Genomic DNA, 13283 nt, shown 5'->3' on the forward strand with positions numbered 1-13283 from the left:
GCGGGGCGGGTCTCAATCACCGAGGTGGTCGGACTCGGCCTTCTTGCGCTCGATGTCCGCGAGGGCGCGCTCGATCTCGGCGCGTTGCGCCGCGCCCGCCTCCCAGGCTGCCTTGCGGTTCTTCACCACTCGGGCGGGAGCGCCCACGGCGATGGAGTAGTCGTCGATCACTCCCTTGACCACTGCATGCGCTCCAAGAACGCAGCCGCGTCCGACGGTCGTGTCGCGCAGTACGGTGACCTTGGCCGCGATCCAGGTGTCCGCGCCGACCCGCACTGGCCCCTTGACGATGCCCTGGTCCTTGATCGGGATGCCGATGTGGTCGGTGACGTGGTCGAAGTCGCAGATGTAGCACCAGTCCGCGAGGAGCGTCGAACCGCCGATCTCGATGTCGAGGTAGGCGTTGACGACGTTGTTGCACCCGAACACCGTCTTGTCGCCGATACGCAGGCTGCCCTCGTGACAGCGGATCGAATTGCCGTCGCCGACGTGCACCCAGCGGCCGATCTCCATCCGAGCCAGTTCGGGCGTCGCATGGATCTCGACGTTTCTGCCGAGGAACACCATCCCCCGCAACACGATGTGCGGGTTGGCGATCCGAAACCGGGCGAGCCGGTAGTAGCGCACCAGGTACCAGGGCGTCCACGCACGGTTGCGCTTGATCCAGCGAAGCGAGTCGAGCGTGAGGAAGCGCGCCTGGTCGGGGTCGCGACGCCCACCCGCCCGCAAGCGAGAGCGGTACGACGCGTTCCACATGGTGGTCATGACGACAAACCCTAATAGACCGCACCCGGCCTGCGGAATCAGGTGGAGGCGACACGATAGAGTCGTCCGCGGAGGATCTACCCCCGCGATAGCCGCCGGGGCGACGACAGGAGCACGATGACCAGGGCAGTCCGCAGCCGCCGCAGCTCACGACTGGCCTTCGCCGTGGTCGCAACGGTCCTCGCGCTCGTCGGTACCGCATGTTCGGACGGACACATCGACGTTCGCGCCTCGCCCTCCGCCGGGTGGTCGTCGTTCGGCGGCGACGGCGCGAACTCCAACTACTCGCCCGCACAGGTGCCCTCGGACCTGACGCTCTCCTGGTCCCGCGAGATCGGCGACCGTGAGTTCTCACCCCTGGCCATCACCGGAAACGGCGACGTCGCCGGAACCTCGCGTACGGCGAACGGCTGCAATTTCACTGTTCTCGACAGCCGCGCCGGCCGGAAGAACACCTGCACCAGACTCGGTGAGGGATCCTCGCTGAACACCCCGTTCTACGACCAGTTGTCGCAGCCGTACATCGGCGAGGCAGGCATGTTCTTCGCTCTCACCGGCGGCGGCGCGATCCGCTGGCGGATGCCGACGATCGGTCTGCCGCTGTCCGCCAAGTCGGCCGCCCCCGGCCGCATCCTGGTCACCACGACGCAGGGTCAGGTCCTCCTGCTCAATGCGCAGACCGGCGACATGACTGCACCGGAGGTCCGGCTCCGGCCGGATCCCGACCTCGGCGACCCGATGGCCGGTGTCTCCGAATGCGCTGGCGGCGGCGCGCAGTGCGCGATCTCCGCTCCGCCCGCCGTCGATTCGCAGAGAAAGCGATTCTTCCTCAACTTCTTCCCCGGCGGAGCGAAGACGTCGCAGGTGAAGGCCATGAACATCGTCGAGGAGAACGGTCAGGAGCAGGTCAAGAGCTTGTGGACGGCCGATGTCGGCGGCGGAGTGATGGGCCCGCCCACACTCTCGGCCGACGGACAGACCGTGTACTCGTTCGGTCGCGACGGGAAGCTGTACGCCCTCGACGCCGACGACGGTGCCGTCCGCTGGTCGTACGACCTCGGGGGTTACGGATTCGCCACCCTGACCGTGTCGCCTGACGGGATCATCGTCCCCGCAGGCGAACTCGGCGGGCCGCTGGTCATCCTGCGCGACACCGGGTCGAAGGTCGACGAGGTCGCTCGCCGCGACGACGTGCAGATGGCCGGAGTCGGAGCCCTGAACGCATCCGGAACCGTGTGGGCCGTGGTCCGCGATGAAGGCCGCAAGCTCGCGCTCACCGAGTTCGACGCAGCGGACGGCTCGACGAAGACCTCCGTCCCGATGCCTGGAGCGACCGGATTCAGCACCGGCGTCGCGGTCTCCGCGACGGGCCAACTGGCGGTCGGCACCACCGGTGGCTCCGCGTACTACTTCAACGTCGAGTCCTGACCGCAGGCTCTGGGATCGACTGTGGCCTACCAGTTCAGCATCGACGACGTCGCCTTCCTCGCCTCCCCGGACGGCGCCGCCGCCCTCGATTCGGCGGCCGCACTGCCGCTGACCGATGCGTCGCTGCTGAAGGATCTGCCGGCGCTGCGCAAGCACTACGGCTCATCTGACGGCGCGCTCGTCGAGACCGTCCGCAACCGCCGCAGAGCTGCGGACAAGCTCGTCGACGCGGACCGGTTGCTCCTCACCGACATCGCACTGCAGCAGGCGACGCCGACCGCTGTCCGCACACCGGGCAGCCGACATCGCGAAGCGCTACCCGGGTGCCGTCGTGCACGATGTGACCTGCTCGATCGGTGCCGAGTTACTCGCCTTCGCGGGGCATGACGGGATCGGCGGGGTGATCGGAAGCGACATCGACCCGGTCCGGCTCGCCATGGCCTCGCACAACATGACCGCACACGATCTCGACTCCCGCCCCGCCGTCCGGACCTCGTGGCAGCTGCTCCGGGCCGACGCGCTCGCCCCCCTGCTCACGCGGCGACGTGGTCATCGCCGACCCGGCCCGGCGCACGGCGCGCGGTCGGACCTTCCGCATCGACGAACTCGATCCCCCGCTCCTGGAACTCCTGGCGGTGTATGCGGGCACCCCGCTGGCGGTCAAGTGCTCGCCAGGTCTCGACTACCGCACACTGCGCGACCGGTTCGGGTTCGAGGGACAGGTTCACCTCACCTCGCTCGACGGCGGCGTCCGCGAGGCGTGCTTGTGGACCGAAGCCGACGATCAGCCGGAACGACGAGCGAGCGTGCTGCGCACCGGCGCTGGCGGCACCATCTCCTACGAGGTGACCTCCGACGACTCCGACGACCTCGACGACGCCTCCGCCCCCGAAGCCGGGGACTGGATCATCGACCCCGACGGCGCCGTCGTCCGGGCCGGGCTGGTCCGGCACTACGCGCATCGCCACGGGCTGCGTCAGCTCGACCCGCAGATCGCGTATCTGACGGGGAGCACAGTGCCCGCAGGCGAGCGCGGATTCCGCGTCGTCGAGCGACTCGGCGTCGCCGAACGTGCGTTGCGCTCGGCTCTGGCCGCCCACGACTGCGGAAGCCTCGAGATCCTCGTCCGCGGACTCGACATCGACCCCGATAAGCTTCGCCGCCGTCTCAAGCTGAAGGGCTCTGCGCCGATGTCGCTCGTCCTCACCCGAATCGGGCGATCCGGCGTGGCGTTCCTGTGCGAACCCGGAGTCCGGGCCCCGCACTGACTGGCTTGCCGTGCTGGCTCGCTTACCGTGCTGACCGATCCGCCGCCCCGCCCGTGCCGTGCACGAACGGGACGCCGTCGGCTACCAGTTATCAGTCAGTTGCCGGGCTTCACACCGGTGATCAGGACGTTGTAGAAGAACTGCGGAGGAACCACCTTGCGCAGGATCTTCTCGTCCAGCCAGGTCAAGCGCTTCCAGCCGCCGAACGCGAAGCGCGCCCAGTTCCAGCCGAGCTTCTCCTGCGGAACTGCGGCCTCCACGGTCCGGACCGGCCAGCCGAGCATCGCCGCGGCCAGCTCCTCACTGGCAGAGCGCACCTCGACCGCGCCTGCGCTGCTGGCGAGATTCTCCAGGTCGTCCGGTGAGAAGGTGTGGATGTCGACGACGGCCTCGAGCGCAGCCGCCCGTGAGCTCTCGTCGAGCTCCTCCTGCGGGCGACGCCATTCCTTGAGCGGGCCCAGCTTCGTGATGTTGGTGGTGGCCCACCAGGTGGCGCGGCTCATCCACCGTGCGTAGAAGTCACCATAGGTCGACGGCTCACCTGCGAACACGAATCGGCCACCCGGCTTGAGTACCCGCAGCACTTCGCGGAGCGACTTCTCGACGTCCGGGATGTGATGCAGCACAGCGTGTCCCACCACCAGGTCGAAGGTGTTGTCCTCGTACGGGATGTGCTCGGCATCGGCTACCCGGCCGTCGACGTCGAGGCCGAGACCCTCCGCGTTGCGCAGCGCGACCTTCACCATGCCCGGCGAGAGGTCGGTGACCGACCCTTTGTCCGCCACACCCGACTGCATGAGATTGAGCAGGAAGAATCCGGTTCCGCAGCCGAGCTCCATGGCCCGGCCGAACGGCAGATCGACATCCGGGATGATCGCGTCGATACGACCACGGGCGTACTCGATGCAGCGCTCGTCGAAGGAGATCGACCACTTCTCGTCGTAGGTCTCCGCCTCCCAGTCGTGGTAGAGCACCTGCGCGAGCTTGGTGTCCTCCAGGGCGGCCTGTACCTGTTCGGCGGTGGCGTGCGGGTTCGGCGCCGGGTCAGCGGACTCGGTGTCGGTGTTGTTGTCCAGGGTCGTCATCGACGTGATTCTACTTTCCGGTGAACTTCGCTTTACCGGGGCCGTTCTCCACGAACGACTCCATGCCGATCTTGCGATCGTCGGTCGCGAACAGCGCGGCGAACTGCTGTGCCTCGATCTTGAGACCGGTCGTCAGATCGGTGTCCAGACCAGCGTCGATGGCGGCCTTCGCCGCGGCGATCGCAGCCGACGCGCCGTTCGCGAACTGGCCCGCCCACTTGAGCGCGGCGTCGTACACGTCGTCGGGAGCCACGACCTCGTCGACGAGACCGATCTCGAGTGCTTCCTCGGCACCGACGAAGCGCCCGGTGAAGACCATGTCCTTGGCGCGCGACGGGCCGATCAGTCGGGCCAGTCGCTGCGTTCCGCCACCGCCGGGGATGACGCCGAGGAGTACCTCCGGCACACCGAGCTTCGCGTTGTCGCCGGCGATGCGACGGTCCGCACCGAGAGCGACCTCGAGACCGCCGCCGAGGGCGTAACCGGTGACGGCTGCCACGGTCGGCTTCGGGATCGACGCGAGCGCGCCGAGCCCGTCCTGCAGCTTGCCCGCGATCTTCGCCATGTCGGCGGCCGACATGGCGTTCATCTCCTTGATGTCCGCGCCGGCCGCGAGAACCTTGGGCCCGCCGTAGACGACGACGGCCTTGATGTCGTCACGCGACGTCGCCTCCGCTGCTGCCGCCTGGAGTTCCGCCTGGACCTGCCGGTTCAGTGCGTTCATCGGGGGACGGTTCAGGAGGATCGTTCCGACACCGGGGTGATCCGGCGATGTCTCCAAAGTCACAAACTCAGCCATGACGTGGAGGTTACCGCTTGCACCGTCAGCCGGGCTAACCGGACGGCTGCGCACGTGACCACAGGCGACGCGAGACACTAGAGTTACTCCATGGGCAGCGATGCGGTCGAACTTCACGTTCCGGGGCCGGCCGGCGCGCACCGCACCGTCCGACTCTCCAGCCCCGATCGGATCTACTTCCCCGGGCCCGGTCACACCAAGCTGGACATAGCCCGGTACTACGAGTCGGTGAGCGAGGGCATCACTCGCGCGCTCTCCCACCGCCCGTGCATGCTGCACCGGTTCCCCAAGGGCACCACCGAGAAGAAGGTCCACCAGAAGAAGCTGCCGGCGGGCGCTCCGGACTGGGTCGAGACCGTCGACGTCTTCTTCCCTCGCTACCGGCGCACGGTCGGCGAGCTCTGCGTCACCGAAGCGGCCGCCGTCCTGTGGGCCGTTCAGATGGCGACCGTCGAGTTCCACCCCTGGAATTCGCGACGCGACTACACCATCGGATTCCACCCGACCGATCCAACCGCCGCGCCGGTCGAGTTCCCAGACGAGTGGCGGATCGACCTCGATCCGATGCCGGAATGCGATTTCGCCACGGTTCGCCGGGTCGCGGAAGTGGTGCACGAGATCCTCGACGAACTGGGCGTGGTCGGCTATCCGAAGACCTCCGGGGGCCGCGGACTGCACGTCTACGTCCGCATCGCACCGGAGTGGGGATTCACCGACGTCCGCCGCGCTGCCCATGCGTTCGGTGCCGAAGTGGTTCGTCGGACGGCGGGCGAGGCAACCGTCGCCTGGTGGCGCAAGGACCGGGATCCGTCGGCCGTGTTCGTCGACTTCAATCAGAACGCCCGCGACCACACGATGGCCGCTGCGTACTCGGTCCGTGCCACACCCCGCGCGACTGTGTCGGCACCGATCACCTGGGACGAGCTCCCCGACGTGGAACCCGACGACTTCACAGTCGCCACCATGCCCGAGCGCTTCGCGCGCCTCGGTGATCTGCACGCGACGATCGACGATGTCGCGCACCGACTGGACACGCTGCTGCAGTGGGCCGATCGGGACGATGCAGATGAGGCGACCGGGGCCGGAGACGACTGACCGGATCAGGCGTTGCGGAGCGTGTCCATCCGTCCGTCACCGAGTTGCGCGAGGTAGCTGGCGGAGTCGGTGAACTGCAGTCCGGACAGTCCGGTGCCGTCACTGACGACGGGCTCGATCGGCACCACCCGATGCGGGGCGGCGATCAACTCGGCGACGGTGCCGAACTCGGTGATGCGCCGCAACTGCGACCAGGTCGGCGGCAGCAGGAAGTGCCGACCCGAATTCCAATCGGCGAGCGCATCGCCGGCCGTCATCCACTTGGCCTCCGCTGCCTCACTCGTCTGCCCGTCAGCCGCCTGCCCATCGGGCAGAGAGGCCAGGAAGAATCTCGTGTCGTACCGCCGCGGCTCGTTCTTCGGGGTGATCCAGTGCGCGAGCGGACTCAGAAGATCGGCACGCAGCACCAGGTTCTCGTCGTTCAGGAACTGCGCGAACGAGAGCTCCTTCGAGACGAGTGCCTCCCGTACGCCGACGAACGACGACGGATCCGGATGCGCGGCATCCGCGCTGCCGGCGAGGAGAACGCCGCACTCCTCGAACGTCTCACGGACGGCGGCGCACACCAGCGCTCGGGCGGAATCGTCATCCGTGGAGAACACGTCCGCCCAGAAACCGACCCCTGGCCCCTCCCAACGGATCTCGGTCTCCCGGTCACGCGGGTCGACTCCGCCGCCGGGAAACACCGTCATTCCGCCGGCGAACGCCATCTGCTGCACCCGGCGTTGGAGGAACACCTCGATGCCGGCGTCGGAGTCGCGGACGAGCACGACCGTCGACGCATCGCGCGGCGGCGCATCGCTCGACGCTTGCGGACCGGACTGCTGCGCCATGGGAACCTCCTCGTTGCCGCACCGAGCGCTTGCTCGGTCTTCACCGACCATATCCCCGCACTCGGTCGTTCCGCCCGCCGCAGTGTCGATCAGACGCAGTGTCGATCAGACGCGGCGATGGCCTCCGGCCCGCCGGGCACGGCGCGCGAAGTAGCGATCGCCATCACTCGTGAGGACGATGTTCTGCCGGAACGTGGCCGACAGGTTCTCCGAGGTGAGCGTGTCCTCCAGCGCACCCTGCGCGACCGCACCGCCTTCGGAGAGCATCAGGATATTGGTGAACCCCGGCGGGATCTCCTCGACGTGGTGGGTGATGAGCACCATCGCCGGGGCATCCGGGTCGGCGGCGAGTGCACCGAGGCGATCGACGAGTTCCTCGCGGCCACCGAGGTCCAGACCGGCAGCGGGCTCGTCGAGGAGGAGCAGCTCGGGATCGGTCATCAGGCCACGAGCGATGAGCACCCGCTTACGCTCGCCTTCGCTGAGAGTGCCGAACGTCCGATCGGCCAGGTGCTCGGCGCCCATCGACTCCAACGTGTCGGCCGCCTGCGCCCGATCGGCCGATCCGTACTCCTCACGCCACCGGCCCACCACTGCGTACCCCGCGGAGATCACCAGGTCCGCCACCTTCTCGTCGGCCGGAACACGACTCGCGAACGCCGAGCTCACGAATCCGATACGCGTCGTCAGCTCACGGATGTCGGTGCGGCCCAAACGCTCTCCGACGACGAACGCCTCGCCCGTCGAAGGGTGGTCCAACGCTCCCGCCATCCGGAGCAGCGACGTCTTACCTGCCCCGTTCGGCCCGATGATCACCCACCGCTCGTCGAGTTCCACCCGCCAGTCCACCGGCCCGATGAGGGTCTTGCCGCTCCGCACCAGGGAGACGTCGTCGAATTCGATGAGCAGGTCGGGGTCAGCGAGTCGTTCGGTCACAGTCCCATGGTGCCGGATGACGGCGCGAGCGTGTGCGACCGACGGCGAAACCCGCGTCGCAGCGACCGCCGGCGGGGCCGTGCCGGGAATATTCTCGTCACCGGACTCGCTGCACCGGACGTGACTGACTCGCATTCGGAACGCCCCGACCCCCGCTCCGCCGGCACGGATGCCGCTCTTCCCTACTCCCTCCTCGACCTCGCGCAGGTCGGCCACGGCGAGACCGTGCGCGAATCCCTTCGCTACTCGGAGGAACTCGCCCGGTACGCGGATGATCACGGCTATCGCCGCCTCTGGTACGCGGAGCACCACAACATGCCCGCCATCGCCTCGGCTGCGCCCGCCGTGCTGATCGCGCACATGGCCGCCCGCACGTCGCGGATCAGGCTCGGCGCCGGCGGAGTGATGCTGCCCAACCACTCACCGCTGGCCATCGCCGAGCAGTACGGCACCCTCGCCGAACTCCATCCGGACCGCATCGACCTCGGTCTGGGCCGCGCGCCCGGCGGCGACCAGAGCGTGTTCCGCGCGCTGCGCCGCAACCCGGCCGCATCCGAGCATTTCCCGAACGATGTGGTCGAACTGCTCCGCTACTTCTCCGGGACCGGCGTCGACGGGGTCCGCGCGGTACCCGGCAGCGGCACGGAGGTGCCCCTGTACATCCTCGGATCGTCGCTGTTCGGTGCGCAGCTCGCGGCCGCGACCGGACTGCCCTACGCCTTCGCGTCGCACTTCGCGCCCCAGGCGCTCGAGCGGGCCATCGAGGTGTACCGACGCGACTTCCGCCCGGCCCCGACCGGCGACGGCGGCGAGAGCGAGCCGTATCTGATGGTTGCGGCGACCGTCATCGCCGACGACGACCCCGACCGCGCCGCCGCCGAACTGCACCGGTCCAAGGTGCAGCGCATCAAGATGCTGTTCAACCGGGGACGCGATCTCACGGACGCCGAGGCCGAGATGCTGCTCGACGGTCCGCAGGGCGCCCAGGTGAACGAGATGCTGCGGTACGCCGCGGTGGGCACTCCGGACCAGGCGCGGGCGCAGTTGGCTGACTTCGCGGCCCAGACGAATGCGGACGAGCTGATCCTCGCTCCGCTCGCGAACGACCGGGAGGTCTGGATGGGCACCGTGGCCCACCTCGCCCCGCAACCGTAGGAGCGACGCGGTGCCGCAGATGCCCGATATGGGCTGATTACGTGCTGGTGATGCTGGCGCGTTCGGCGATCACCGTCATCGACCCCGGCGCGACCTCGGTGAATCCGGCATCGCGCACGGCGGCGGCCGTGCCGCACGCCTCCGACTCCTGGAGCCGCTGCCAGGTCGGCTGATCGGCCTGGCGCACGTCCACTGCGCAGCCGCCCGCGTACCAGGCCTCCGCCTCGTCGAGCGTGAACAGCGCGACGCCGAGCATCGAGGCGTGCCCCACCTGGGCCGCAGCCTTGCCGACCGACATCTCCAAGTCCGGATTGAGCCACAGGCAGAGTCCACCGCGTTCACCGGTCGGCTCACCGGATTCGAGCTCTCCCGGCACATCGGTGCCACCGATCTGCAGCTTCCGGATACGCGGGTCGACGTCGCCCACTCGACCCGGCACGAACGCCCGGGCTTCGCAGCCGTCCGCCGACGCGGTCACTCCCCACAGGTCCTGGACCGCGTCCCACTGCGAGGCGCGAGCTCTGCGCGCGATCTTCCGGATGCGGGCGTCACACCACTCGTCGAGCGGGCCGGCCCACGGACCGTCGCTCCGGGCCCGCGGATCGAGGCAGACCAGCACGGCGGCACGAGCGGCGGCCACCAGGAGTCCGTGGCGACTGGGCGGGTCCTTCTTCTCGATCCGCAGCACCATCGCCATGGCCAGCACGTCGGACGGCTCCCCCGGATCGTCCCCGCCGCCCACATAGCCGATCAGCCGGCGGTACGTGTCTTCGAAGGTCGTCGAGATGTCGCTGCCGAACACCCTCAGGACTCCAACTGCACGCGGCGCAGCGTGCCGTCTTCGATATCAGCTGCCTCGATCTCATCCCGGGTCACGCCGAGCATGAAGAGGACCGCGTCCAGGAACGGGTGATCCAGAGTCGTGTCGGCCACCTCCCGGAGCGCGGGTTTGGCGTTGAACGCGATGCCCAGGCCCGCCGCCGCAAGCATGTCGATGTCGTTGGCGCCGTCACCGACCGCGATCGTCTGCTCCATCGGAACACCCACCTCCCGCGCGAAGGCCCGCAGCGCCGTCGCCTTACCCGGTCGGTCGACGACCTCGCCGGTCACTCGGCCGGTGAGCTTGCCGTCGACGATCTCGAGTGTGTTCGCGCGCACGAAGTCCAGGTTCAGATCCTGTGCCAGCGGTTCGATCACCTGGCGAAAACCGCCCGACACCACACCGCAGTGATAGCCGAGACGGTGCAGGGTGCGGATGGTCGTGCGTGCCCCCGGCGTCAGTTCGAGTTTCTCGGCGACGCTGTCGATCACCGCCGCGTCGAGCCCCTCCAGCGCCTGCACTCGCTGATGCAGCGATTCGGAGAAATCGAGCTCCCCGCGCATGGCCGCCTCCGTGACCGCGGCGACCTCCGCCTCGCGGCCGGCCTGCGCCGCCAGCATCTCGATGACCTCGCCCTGGATGAGCGTGGAGTCGACGTCGAACACGATGAGCCGTTTCGCGCGACGCGCCAGGCCCCCGCGCTCCACCGCGATGTCGATCGGGAATCGCGACGCGACCGTCACCAGACCTGCACGCAGGGCGGTATCGGCCGCGCTGCTCTCGCCCACCGTGACCATCAGCTCCAGCCCGGTGAGCGGGTAGTCGGCGATTCCTCGGATCGAGTCGATGTTGCCGCCGGAGCTCGCGACCTCGGACGCCACGGCGTGGAATGCCTCGGCGGAGACCGGACGACCCAGGATCACGATGGCGTGCGACGAAGGACGGTGACCGTTGACGGGGGCGTCCACTGCCAGCTCCACCGACATCCCGCGCGACCGCATGGGCAGGTCGAGCGCGTCGAGCACCTCCGCCGCCGAGCCCGACGTCGAAACCAGCACACCCAGCGTCAGGTGATTGTGGATCACCACCTGCTCCACGTCGAGCAGATCGACCTCGATACCGGCGAGTGCGCTCATCAACGACGATGTGACGCCCGGCTTGTCGTTACCGCTGACCGTGATGATGATCGTGCGCTTGGACTCCGAATTCTCCACATGTGAAGTATGGCGCCTGGGCTGAGGTCCCGCTGAACCGGCCTGCCCTCCCACGAAAACGATCAGGTCCGCCCGAGCGAACTCGGACGGACCTGATCGATGAACTCTTGTTCCGGGGTGTCAGTGCTTGCCGCCACCCGCACCCACGTGGGCCTCGGCGCGCATGCGCTCGACCATGTGCGGGTAGTGCAACTCGAATGCCGGGCGCTCCGAACGGATGCGCGGCAGCTCCGTGAAGTTGTGACGCGGCGGCGGGCAGCTGGTGGCCCACTCGAGCGAGTTGCCGAAGCCCCACGGGTCGTCGACCGTGACGACCTCGCCGTACCGGTAGCTCTTGAAAACGTTCCACAGGAACGGCAGCGTCGAGATACCGAGGACCAGCGCACCGACCGTCGACACCACGTTGAGTTCGGTGAACCCATCCGATGGCAGGTAGTCGGCGTAACGACGCGGCATGCCCTCGTTGCCCAGCCAGTGCTGCACCAGGAAGGTGAGGTGGAAGCCGATGAAGGTCAGCCAGAAGTGCCACTTGCCGAGGGTCTCGTCGAGCAGACGCCCGGTCATCTTCGGGAACCAGAAGTAGATGCCCGCGTAGGTGGCGAACACGATCGTGCCGAAGAGCACGTAGTGGAAGTGAGCGACCACGAAGTAGGTGTCCGACACGTGGAAGTCGATCGGCGGAGCGGCGAGCAGGACGCCGGTCAGGCCGCCGAAGAGGAACGTGACGATGAAGCCGATCGAGAACAGCATCGGCGTCTCGAACGTTATTCGTCCCTTCCACATGGTGCCGATCCAGTTGAAGAACTTCACACCGGTCGGGATCGCGATCAGGAACGTCATGAACGAGAAGAACGGCAGCAGCACCGAACCGGTGACGTACATGTGGTGCGCCCAGACGGCGACCGAGAGAGCTGCGATCGCGAGGGTCGCGTACACCAGGCCCGAGTAACCGAAGATCGGCTTACGCGAGAACACCGGGAACACCTCGGAGACGATGCCGAAGAACGGAATCGCGATGACGTAGACCTCGGGGTGACCGAAGAACCAGAAGAGGTGCTGCCAGAGGATGACGCCGCCGTTGGCCGGGTCGTACAGGTGCGCACCGAACTGGCGATCCACCTCGAGCCCCATCAGCGCGGCAGTCAGCAGCGGGAAGATCAGCAGGATCAGGACGCTGGTGACCAGGATGTTCCAGGTGAAGATCGGCATGCGGAACATGGTCATGCCGGGTGCGCGCAGGCACACGACGGTGGTGATCATGTTGACCGCGCCGAGGATCGTGCCCAGACCGGCGACAGCGAGGCCCATGATCCACAGGTCGGCGCCCATGCCGGGCGAGTGCACCATGTCGGTGAGCGGCGTGTACGCGGTCCAGCCGAAGTCCGCGGCACCGCCCGGAGTCAGGAAGCCGCCGAGGGCCACCAGGTTGCCGAAGAGGAACAACCAGTAGCCCAGGGAGTTCAGACGCGGGAACGCCACGTCGGGCGAGCCGATCTGCAGCGGGAGGACGAAGTTGGCGAAGCCGATGACGATCGGCGTCGCGTACATCAGCAGCATCACGGTGCCGTGCATCGTGAACAGCTGGTTGAACTGCTCGTTCGAGAGGAACTGGAGTCCGGGGCTGGCGAGCTCGCCGCGCATGAGCAGCGCCATCAGTCCGCCGACGAGGAAGAAGGCGAAACAGGTGACGATGTACATCTGCCCGATCAGCTTGTGATCGGTGGTGGTGATGAGCTTGTAGAAGAAAGAGCCCTTGGGCTGGTAACGCTCCGGATAGGGGCGCTCGGCCTCCACCCGGGTCGTCGGCTGATCTACCGCGGTCACTGAATCCTCCTCGTGAGCACCGTCGGCGCCGGTATACACCGGTCGGCGGCACGGGACCTTC

The 13283-nt window shown here is 67.8% G+C and carries 11 protein-coding genes and 1 pseudogene; 4 read left to right on the forward strand and 8 right to left on the reverse strand.

Features of this window, described 5'->3' with window-relative positions; translation table 11 throughout:
- Positions 1–12: 12 nt before the first annotated feature.
- Positions 13–765, reverse strand: coding sequence for an acyltransferase (locus FO044_RS10390; protein WP_132991798.1), 753 nt, complete (start codon positions 763–765; stop codon positions 13–15).
- A 117-nt stretch (positions 766–882) separates the two neighbouring features.
- On the opposite strand from FO044_RS10390, the gene FO044_RS10395 reads away from it, so the two are divergent.
- Positions 883–2193 carry an outer membrane protein assembly factor BamB family protein gene (locus FO044_RS10395; RefSeq protein ID WP_143965617.1) on the forward strand — a complete coding sequence of 437 codons (1311 nt, stop codon included), beginning with the start codon at positions 883–885 and terminating at the stop codon, positions 2191–2193.
- Between the two features lie 21 nt (positions 2194–2214).
- Positions 2215–3461 (forward strand): annotated as a pseudogene (locus FO044_RS10400) (THUMP-like domain-containing protein).
- Between the two features lie 95 nt (positions 3462–3556).
- Here the strand turns inward: FO044_RS10400 and FO044_RS10405 are convergent.
- Both FO044_RS10405 and FO044_RS10410 read right to left on the reverse strand, forming a co-directional pair.
- Positions 3557–4546 carry a class I SAM-dependent methyltransferase gene (locus FO044_RS10405; protein ID WP_143965618.1) on the reverse strand — a complete coding sequence of 330 codons (990 nt, stop codon included), beginning with the start codon at positions 4544–4546 and terminating at the stop codon, positions 3557–3559.
- 10 nt (positions 4547–4556) lie between these two features.
- Positions 4557–5345, reverse strand: coding sequence for an enoyl-CoA hydratase/isomerase family protein (locus tag FO044_RS10410; protein WP_132991802.1), 789 nt, complete (start codon positions 5343–5345; stop codon positions 4557–4559).
- Between the two features lie 90 nt (positions 5346–5435).
- Here FO044_RS10410 and FO044_RS10415 point away from each other — a divergent pair, with 90 nt between their 5' ends.
- Positions 5436–6440, forward strand: coding sequence for a DNA polymerase domain-containing protein (locus FO044_RS10415; protein WP_143965619.1), 1005 nt, complete (start codon positions 5436–5438; stop codon positions 6438–6440).
- A 5-nt stretch (positions 6441–6445) separates the two neighbouring features.
- On the opposite strand, the gene FO044_RS10420 is transcribed toward FO044_RS10415, so the two are convergent.
- Together FO044_RS10420 and FO044_RS10425 are read right to left on the reverse strand one after the other, a co-directional pair.
- Positions 6446–7273 (reverse strand): NUDIX hydrolase, encoded by an 828-nt coding sequence (locus FO044_RS10420; protein WP_143965620.1) that lies wholly within the window; start codon positions 7271–7273, stop codon positions 6446–6448.
- 105 nt (positions 7274–7378) lie between these two features.
- Entirely contained in the window at positions 7379–8209 is an 831-nt protein-coding gene (locus tag FO044_RS10425) for an ABC transporter ATP-binding protein (RefSeq protein WP_143965621.1), read from the reverse strand.
- Positions 8210–8329: 120 nt separating this feature from the next.
- Here FO044_RS10425 and FO044_RS10430 point away from each other — a divergent pair, with 120 nt between their 5' ends.
- The gene (locus FO044_RS10430) at positions 8330–9364 is read left to right on the forward strand and encodes an LLM class flavin-dependent oxidoreductase (protein WP_235831309.1); all 1035 of its coding nucleotides are present in this window, start codon (positions 8330–8332) and stop codon (positions 9362–9364) included.
- Between the two features lie 37 nt (positions 9365–9401).
- Here FO044_RS10430 and FO044_RS10435 read toward each other — a convergent pair whose 3' ends face one another.
- The 3 genes from FO044_RS10435 to ctaD form a co-directional block, all read right to left on the reverse strand.
- Positions 9402–10166, reverse strand: coding sequence for an aminoacyl-tRNA hydrolase (locus tag FO044_RS10435; RefSeq protein ID WP_235831310.1), 765 nt, complete (start codon positions 10164–10166; stop codon positions 9402–9404).
- A 2-nt stretch (positions 10167–10168) separates the two neighbouring features.
- On the reverse strand, positions 10169–11398 hold the full coding sequence (gene serB, locus FO044_RS10440; protein WP_143965623.1) for a phosphoserine phosphatase SerB: 1230 nt from the start codon (positions 11396–11398) through the stop codon (positions 10169–10171).
- Between the two features lie 120 nt (positions 11399–11518).
- Complete coding sequence (gene ctaD, locus FO044_RS10445) at positions 11519–13222, reverse strand: aa3-type cytochrome oxidase subunit I (RefSeq protein ID WP_132991808.1); 1704 nt, start codon at positions 13220–13222, stop codon at positions 11519–11521.
- Positions 13223–13283 lie beyond the last annotated feature (61 nt).

The organism is Gordonia zhaorongruii (assembly GCF_007559005.1).
Taxonomy (GTDB): Bacteria; Actinomycetota; Actinomycetes; order Mycobacteriales; family Mycobacteriaceae; genus Gordonia; species Gordonia zhaorongruii.